The organism is Kitasatospora sp. LaBMicrA B282, assembly GCF_050325825.1.
In the GTDB taxonomy this organism is placed as follows: domain Bacteria; phylum Actinomycetota; class Actinomycetes; order Streptomycetales; family Streptomycetaceae; genus Kitasatospora.
This window is the reverse complement of the sequence record NZ_JBNQTI010000117.1, coordinates 1-6,646: the sequence shown is the minus strand read 5'-3', so window position 1 is coordinate 6,646 and position 6,646 is coordinate 1. Positions and strand designations below refer to the sequence as shown.

Annotated in this window: 7 protein-coding genes; 4 read left to right on the top strand and 3 right to left on the bottom strand. The window is 73.4% G+C overall.

The genetic code is table 11. The features are described 5' to 3' along the window. The 4 genes from ACQRUO_RS27135 to ACQRUO_RS27120 all read left to right on the top strand — a co-directional run. Positions 1-501: DUF6542 domain-containing protein (locus tag ACQRUO_RS27135; RefSeq protein WP_428318701.1), on the top strand; the 501-nt coding region annotated here is incomplete at its 5' end. Further along, positions 494-1,921, top strand: coding sequence for an LCP family protein (locus tag ACQRUO_RS27130; RefSeq protein ID WP_428318700.1), 1,428 nt, complete (start codon positions 494-496; stop codon positions 1,919-1,921). The genes ACQRUO_RS27135 and ACQRUO_RS27130, both read left to right, overlap by 8 nt. 102 nt (positions 1,922-2,023) lie before the next feature. Next, the gene (locus ACQRUO_RS27125) at positions 2,024-3,166 is read left to right on the top strand and encodes an alkene reductase (RefSeq protein ID WP_428318699.1); all 1,143 of its coding nucleotides are present in this window, start codon (positions 2,024-2,026) and stop codon (positions 3,164-3,166) included. Positions 3,167-3,545: 379 nt separating this feature from the next. Then, positions 3,546-4,427 (top strand): C1 family peptidase, encoded by an 882-nt coding sequence (locus tag ACQRUO_RS27120; RefSeq protein WP_428318698.1) that lies wholly within the window; start codon positions 3,546-3,548, stop codon positions 4,425-4,427. A gap of 37 nt (positions 4,428-4,464) precedes the next feature. Here the strand turns inward: ACQRUO_RS27120 and ACQRUO_RS27115 are convergent, their stop codons facing one another. From ACQRUO_RS27115 to ACQRUO_RS27105, 3 genes are read right to left on the bottom strand one after another with little or no spacing between them, the layout of a single operon-like run. Continuing rightward, positions 4,465-4,860: a tautomerase family protein gene (locus ACQRUO_RS27115; RefSeq protein ID WP_428318697.1), complete on the bottom strand. Its 396-nt coding sequence runs from the start codon at positions 4,858-4,860 to the stop codon at positions 4,465-4,467. Positions 4,861-4,899: 39 nt separating this feature from the next. Further along, the gene (locus ACQRUO_RS27110) at positions 4,900-5,628 is read right to left on the bottom strand and encodes a hypothetical protein (protein WP_428318696.1); all 729 of its coding nucleotides are present in this window, start codon (positions 5,626-5,628) and stop codon (positions 4,900-4,902) included. Positions 5,629-5,647: 19 nt separating this feature from the next. Further along, complete coding sequence (locus ACQRUO_RS27105; RefSeq protein WP_428318695.1) at positions 5,648-6,358, bottom strand: class I SAM-dependent methyltransferase; 711 nt, start codon at positions 6,356-6,358, stop codon at positions 5,648-5,650. Positions 6,359-6,646 lie beyond the last annotated feature (288 nt).

Genomic DNA, 6,646 nt, shown 5'->3' with positions numbered 1-6,646 from the left:
CGTCGCCGGGGCGGCCAGACCGGGCAGGGCGGCCAGACCGGCCAGACCGGCCCGGGCGGCCGTCCCGAGCCGGCCGGCCGCGACGAGATCCGGGCCGCGGCCGCGCTGGCCTGCGCCGTCGGCCTGCCGCTGCTGGCCGCCGCGCTGGACGAGACGCTGAACCACGGCATCGGCCGCCTCTTCGCCGCCGGTGCGGTGCTCGGCCCCGTGCTGGCGGCGTCCCTGTGCAGCCGGGCCGGCTGGTGGTGGGTGCTCACCAGCACCCCGGTGCTGGTGCTCGGCCTGACGGCGGGTGCCGAACTGCTCTGGCACGGCGACGCGTACCGCGGCAAGGCGCTGGACACCGGCGCGATCCGCTGGGCCGTGCACGCCTTCCCGGTGATCGCCGGCGCGCTGGGCGCGGTGCTGCTGGTGATGGTGATCCGCACCGTGCGGCGGGCCGCCGGGAGGCGTTCCGCCGGGCTCCGGGCCGGTGCGGGCCGCGGGGGTCGACGTGGCTGAGCACCGCGGCCGTCGTCGCCCCCCGCGCCCCGCCGCCCGTCCCGGCCGCGGTCCCGGCCGCTGGCCCGTGCTGCTGGCCGGCCGCGCCCTGTCCGGCATCGTCGCGCTCGCCGTGCTGGGCACCACCGGCTTCACCTGGTACGGCTACCAGAGCCTGACCAGCGGTCTGACCACCTCCAGTGCGCTCGACCAGGTGCGCCAGGACGCGCCGAAGAAGCTCGACGGCTCGGTGAACCTGCTGCTGATCGGCCTGGACAGCCGCAAGGCGATGGACGGCAGCGACCTGCCGGGCCAGTTCGTCCAGGACGAACTGCACGCCGGCTCCAGCAGCAACGTCGGCGGCTACAACACCAACAGCCTGATCCTGCTGCACATCCCGGCCAACGGCGGCAAGGTCGAGGCGGTCTCCATCCCGCGCGACGACTACGTGATGACCTACAACGGCGACGGCTCCCAACAGGGCATGCACAAGATCAAGGAGGCGTACGGCAACGCCAAGTCCAAGGTCACCCCGGCGTTGCAGGCCAAGGGCCTCAAGGGCGCGGCGCTGGAGCAGGCCGGCCGGGACGCCGGGCGGGCGGCGACCATCGAGACGCTGCAGAAGTTCCTCGACGTCCCGATCGACCACTTCGCCGAGATCAACCTGGTCGGCTTCTACGACATCGCCCAGGTGGTGCAGCCGATCACCGTCTGCCTCAACGCGGACACCAAGGACCCGGCCGAGGAGGGCCAGGGCTCCGGCGCCGACTTCCACCAGGGCCTCAACAGGCTGAACGCCTCGCAGGCGCTCTCCTTCGTCCGCCAGCGGCACAACCTGCACGGCGGCGACTTCGACCGCACCCACCGCCAGCAGGCCTTCATCTCCGCCGTGGAGTACAAGCTGCGCCAGGACGGCCTCTTCGGCGACCTCGGGAAGATGCAGCAACTCTTCGACGCGGTGAAGAAGGACGTGGTGATCGACGACAAGTGGAACATCCTGGACTTCGCCCAGGAGGCGCCCGATCTCACCGGCGGGAACGTCGAGTTCATCACCCTGCCGGTCAAGGCGCTGACGCCGCGGGTGGTGATCCCGGACGACGGAGCACAGCCGGTGGACGTCAACTGGGTGGACCCGGCGGTCAACCAGCGGGTGGTGAAGGCGATGTTCGGCTATGCGGACGCGGACCGGCCGCCGGGCGCGACGGCGACAGCGACGGCGACGCCGGCACCCGCTTCCCCGTCCGCGCCCTCGTCCCCGCCGACGTCCGCCCCCTCGCACAGTGCCAAGCCCGGGCGCGGGACGCCCACGCCGACCGCCTCGCCCGACCCCGCGGCGACGACCGGCGGCACGGCCGCCCCCGCCCCGTCGGACCCGGCGTCCAGCGTGCCGATGCAGGGCCCGCCGGTGCAGGCGAGCCAGGGGATCCCCTGCGTGGACTGACCGGCTGCGACGACCGGGAGGTCACCTTCCGCGGCCGGTCACCTTCCGCGGCCGGGCTCCGTCGCTCAGATGACGGACGCCCGCCCGCGGAAGGAGCACCCCATGCCCACCACCACCGCCGCCGCCCTCCCCACCCTCGACCACCCGCTGCTGCGCCCGCTGGAGCTGGCCGGCCTCACCCTGCCCAACCGCGTGGTGCTGGCCCCCACCACCCGCTGCCGGGCCACCGGGCCCGACCTGGTGCCCACCGACCGGCACGCCGCCTACTACGCGCAGCGGGCCGGCGCCGGTCTGCTCGTGACCGAGTCCCTCTGGGTCAGCGAGCGGGCGATCGGGTACCCGGGCGTGCCCGGCCTGTTCACCGCCGCCCAGGTCGCCGGCTGGCGCCGGGTGACCGACCTGGTGCACGCGCTCGGCGGCCGGATCGTGGCCCAGCTCTGGCACACCGGCGCCGCCTCGCACCCGGACCACCTGGGCGGCCGCCGCCCGGCCGGTCCCTCGGCGGTGAACCCGCGGCTGCGCTCGTTCACCCCCGGCGGCTTCCGGCCCACCGTCACCCCGCGCGAGCTGGGCCGCGCCGAGATCGCCGGCACCGTCGCCGAGTTCCGCCGCGCCTCGCGGAACGCCCACCGCGCCGGGTTCGACGGCGTGGAGCTCGCGGCCCACGGCCAGTACCTGATCGCCCAGTTCCTCAACCCCCGGCTGAACCGCCGCACCGACGCGTACGGCGGCTCCCGCGCCGCCCGGCGCCGGCTGCTGCTGGACCTGGTGGCCGCGACCGCCGAACCCTGGGCGGACCGGGCCGGCGTCGGGGTGCGGCTGGCGCCCTACCTGGAGCCGGGCGAGCTGTTCACCGCCGACGAAGGCCAGTTGGCCGAACTGGACGAGCTGGTCGGCGCCCTCAACGACCACCCGGTGGCCTACCTGCACCTGCGCGGCCGCGACGTCGAGGACGCGGGCGGAGCCGTTGCCGGTACCCCCGACCTGGCGGCCATCGACCGCTACCGCCGGCTCTTCCACGGCCCGCTGATCGCCAACAACGGCTTCGACCGGGACTCCGCGGGTGTCGCCCTGTCGACCGGCACCGCCGACGCCGTCTCCTTCGCCCGCCACTTCATCGCCAACCCCGACCTGGTCACCCGCCTGGCCCTGGCCCGCCCGCTGGCCGCGCCCGATCCCGAGACCTACTACACGGGCGGGGTGCACGGGTACCTGGACTACCCGGCGGACGGCTGGACGGAGTGACCTATCGTCACAGACGGAGTGACCCACCGTCAGTCCTTCACCGGACTCCGGCACTAGGGTCATCGGTGGACGGATCATGTCCCTGTTACAGCGACAAGTCCCGTTGCTTGCAAGCCGCTTGAAGTGACGGGTTCCGGCCATGTCCGGTTACCGAACTGGCATGTGCTCGTCAGCCGGCCCTATCGTTTGGACACGCCCCGCCGCCGGTGCCGCCGACCGCCCCTCCGGTCGCGGCCGAGCCGGCCGGCCGGGCGCCCGCACCGCACCCCTCGACGCACCTTCCCGGTGCCGGTGCCGCACGTCCCCGCACGTCCCCGCACGTCTTGGTCGACCCCGCACGTCCTCCTGGCAACTCCCCCACGAGAGAAGGAAGACACCCGTGCCCAAGAAGTTCAGCGGCCGCGCCATCGCGGTCCTCGCGATAGCCGGTGCCCTCGGCGCGGTCGCCGTCCCGGCCGCCAGCGCGGCGCCCGCCCGGGCGCACCACCACCACTACGCGCTCGGCGCCCTGGTCGGCCCCGCCGACGACCACACCCGTACCGCCCTGGCCCCGCGCGCCTTCCGCGCCATGGACGTGCCGGCCAGCGTCGACCTGAGCAACTTCCTGCCCCAGGTCGGCGACCAGGGCCAGGTGGGTTCCTGCGTGGCCTGGGCGATCGACTACTCGTCCTTCACCATCCTGGAGAACGAGCAGGGCCTCAAGGGCGCTCCGCACGCGCCCATGTACACCTACGCGCAGATCGCCCAGGGCAACGACCAGGGCAGCTACGCCAGCCAGCACTTCGACATCCTGACCAGCCAGGGCCTGGACACCCAGAAGGACTACTGGCAGGGCAACTTCGACTACACCACCCAGCCGGACGCCAACGAGACGGCCAACGCCGCCAACTGGAAGCTCTCCGGCTACACCGCCCTGGACACGGGCAACGCCCTGGTCAACGAGGTCAAGAGCTCGCTCGCCCAGGGCGAGCCGGTGGTCTTCGCCTTCCAGGTCTACCAGAGCCTGGAGGACATCACCCCGGCCCAGGCCGCCGACTACACCTACTACCCGACCGACTCCGAACTGGCCGGCCAGCCCCTCGGCGGCCACGAGGTGGCCATCGTCGGCTACAACGACCAGGGCGTGAAGATCGCCAACTCCTGGGGCTCCGGCTGGGGCGACAACGGCTACTTCACCGTTCCGTGGTCCTTCGTGACCGGCCAGATCCAGGAGGCCGACGCGGTCGGCTCGATCGTCTGGACGGGCAGCGGGAGCTACTAGGCGAGGATCGGTGGGCGAAGGGGCCGGGTGCCGGATGCTAGTCGGTCGACGACGGGACGTACTGGGCCACTCCGTTGCCGAGCGACCAGTCGATCGACGCGTTCTCGGTCAGCGTGACGAAGACGTTCCGCGGCTCGGTGCCCGCGTACTGCTCGGCGAGTTCGGCGATCCGCCGGTACAGCGCCCGCTTCCGGTCGGGCGTCCGCCCGGCGCGCAGCGTGATCGCGATGTAGACGATGCCCTCGTCGCGGTGCACGCCGAGGTAGTCGCCGTAGCGCAGCGTGCTGTTGACGCCGTCGTGACCGACCAGGACCTGGAACAGGTCGTCCGGCGGGATGCCGATCGTCTCCATCAGCGCCTCGTGCACCGCACGGCCGAGCGCTTCCAGGCGTGCCTTGTCGACCCGCAGGGCGTCGATCCGGACCAAGGGCATCTCGGGTTCCTCTCCATGCGACCGGCCTGTCCGTACATACTAGTCGGTACAGAAGGCCCGGAGCCGCTCCAGCCAGTGGTGGCGGGCCGCGGAGCCGTGCGCACCGCGGGCGGCCAGCCTGCGGGCGACCCCGTCCGCGAGCAGCAGCAAGGCGACGGTCACCAGCGCGGCCAGGTGTTCGTAACCCGCCAACTCCGGGTCCACCGCCGTCATCGCGGCCGTCAGCAGCACCACGCCCAGCGCGGTCCAGCGTGCCCCGAACCGCCAGGCGACCAGCAGGCCCAGCCCGATCACCGCCGCCGACGGCCCGGTGTCCCGGACCTGGGCGAATGCGGCGGGCAGGTGGAGCAGGTGGCCGGCCGGCCGGGACACCCCGAAGCGCGCGTAGCAGGTGCCGACCAGTGAGCAGGTGTACCCGACGGCGAGCGTGCGCCACGGGCCGAGGGTCAGCTCGGCGATCGCGAAGACCACGAACACCTGGGCCAGCGCCCCCCAGAACGGCAGGTCCAGGGCCGGCACGAAGATCGAGAGCGGGAAGCGCAGCAGCGCGACGTCCCACGGCTCGGTGGCCCGGACCACGCCTATCCGGGAGACGAAGGCCGCCCCGCTCGGGAACTCGTCGACCGCCGCGAACAGCAGCACCAGGCAGCTGGAGACGATGGTGAGGGTCAGTGCGGCGGCGCCCCTGGCGCGCAGCCGGGCGCGCGCCCGGCGGTGGAGCGGGCCCCACTCGCTCTGGGCCGCGCGCCGGATCTCGGGATTGTTCACGACGGTTCTCCAATCCCGGTCAGGAGCCGATGGTGGCCGCACGCCGGTCCGCGGCACCGGCGTGCGGCCGGCCGTCGGAGCCCGAGGTGCACGGCCGCAGCAGCGCGAAGTAGGCCAGGGCCGGTCCGGACTGCCGGATGACGTGCAGGCCGACGGCGTTGGCGTGCCGGGCCAGGGTCGCCGGGCGGATCTGGTGGCGGTCGAAGAACTCGCCGACGACCAGGCGGCCGGTCGGCTTGAGGACCCGGCGCAGCTCGCTCAGGGTGGCGGGGACGTCCGGGATCTCGCCCAGCGCGGTGACCAGGTAGGCGGCGTCGAACGTGGCGTCGTCGAAGGGGAGTTCGCGCGCGTCGGCCAGGGTGGGGACGATGGTGTCGAGGCCGGATCCGGCGGCCCGGCGCATCACGTGGTCGAGCATCTCCTGCTGGATGTCGACGATGTCCAGCCGGCCGTCGGCGCCGAGCCGGGGCGCCACCTGGAGCGACTGCAGCCCGGTGCCGGGTCCGATCTCCAGCATCCGCTCGCCCGGCAGCGGCTGGAGCTGCTCGGCCAGCCGCTCCCAGGACAGGAACGGCAGTGGCAGGTCGAGCAGTCGGTGCTGCGCGTAGGGGTACGGCGCGGAGTCGGTCACCCACCAGGCGGTGGCCGCGGCCGCGGCCGAGGCGCCCGCAAGGGTCCAGATGCCGGCCTTGCCGAACGGGGCGCGCAGGGGTGAGGAGGGGTGGCGCATGCTTCTTCTCCAGCGTTGGTCGTCGGCCTGGGGCGGTGGTGCCCGCTCCGTGGAGGTGGCAGCCGCCGTTGGCGGCGGCCACGGTGAGGGGGGCCGACGTGCCGTCGGATCCTCGTGGTGCTGCGGGGTGGCCCACCTGCGCCGCCCCGCACCGACCAGCTGCCCTCCAGCCAACCGCAGTTCGTCGGGGCCGGACACGTGGCCAGCCCACCGAACCGGGGTACGGATAACCCCCCTGTCAGTCCCGGCTGAGCGCGCGAACGACGGTGGCGTCCCCGGTGCTCACCT